The 1,009-nt window shown below is 67.5% G+C and carries 1 protein-coding gene; it reads right to left on the bottom strand.

All coding sequences use genetic code 11. The features are described from left to right. The coding region (locus tag AC1D2K_RS35190; RefSeq protein WP_478095114.1) for a methyl-accepting chemotaxis protein at nt 1-1,009 on the bottom strand (1,009 nt) is incomplete at both ends.

Raw genomic sequence — 1,009 nt, 5'->3', positions numbered from 1 at the left:
GCGCCAGGCTGCGCACTTCCGACGCCACCACCGCGAAGCCCCGGCCCTGCTCGCCGGCCCGCGCGGCTTCCACCGCCGCGTTCAGCGCCAGGATGTTGGTCTGGAAGGCGATGCCGTCGATGACGCCGATGATGTCCACGATCTTGCGCGAGGAGGCGTTGATCGAGCCCATGGTGTCCACCACCTGGCTCACCACGCTGCCGCCGCGCACCGCCACCTCGGAGGCCGAGACCGCCAGCTGGTTCGCCTGCCGCGCGTTGTCGGCGTTCTGCTTCACCGTGCTCGTGAGCTCTTCCATCGAGGCCGCCGTCTCTTCCAGCGAGCTCGCCTGCTCCTCGGTGCGCGACGACAGGTCCTGGTTGCCGGTGGCGATCTGGCTCGACGCCGTCGCGATCGTGTCGGTGCCGCTGCGCACTTCGCCCACGATCTTCACCAGGCTGGCGTTCATCTCCTTCAGCGCCTGCATCAGCTGGCCGGTCTCATCGGTCGTATGCGCCTCGACGCGGCTGGTCAGGTCGCCGGCAGCCACCGATTGCGCGACTTTCACCGCTTCGGACAGCGGCTTCGCCACGATGCGGGCGATCCACAGCGCCAGCACCAGGCCCAGGGCCACGCTGCACAGCAGGATGCCGATGACCCAGAGCCTGGCGTCCGCATAGACCGCGCCCGCCATGTCGCTGGCCTGGGTGGCACCGGCCTCGTTCACCGCGCCCAGCTTGTCGARCATCTGCGCCAGCTCGCGGTTCACCCGCAGGGATTCGCCGCGGATCAGGGCAGTCGCCTCCTCGTTCTTCTGGGCGCGGGACAGGGCGATGACCTTTTCGTGCTCCAGCGCGTACTGGCCCATCGCCTTGACGTATTCGGGGAAGATCTGCTTTTCTTCGGGTTCGGAGATCAGCTTCTCGTAGAAGGAGCGGCTCTTCAGCAGTTCGCCCCAGGTGTCGGCCATCGACTTCTCATAGCCGGCCATCTCGCTGTCCGTGGTGGACTCTCGCTGTCCGTGGTGGAC

It is taken from the genome of Variovorax sp. P1_H12_2 (assembly GCF_056405335.1).
This window is presented reverse-complemented; position numbering and strand designations above follow the sequence as displayed.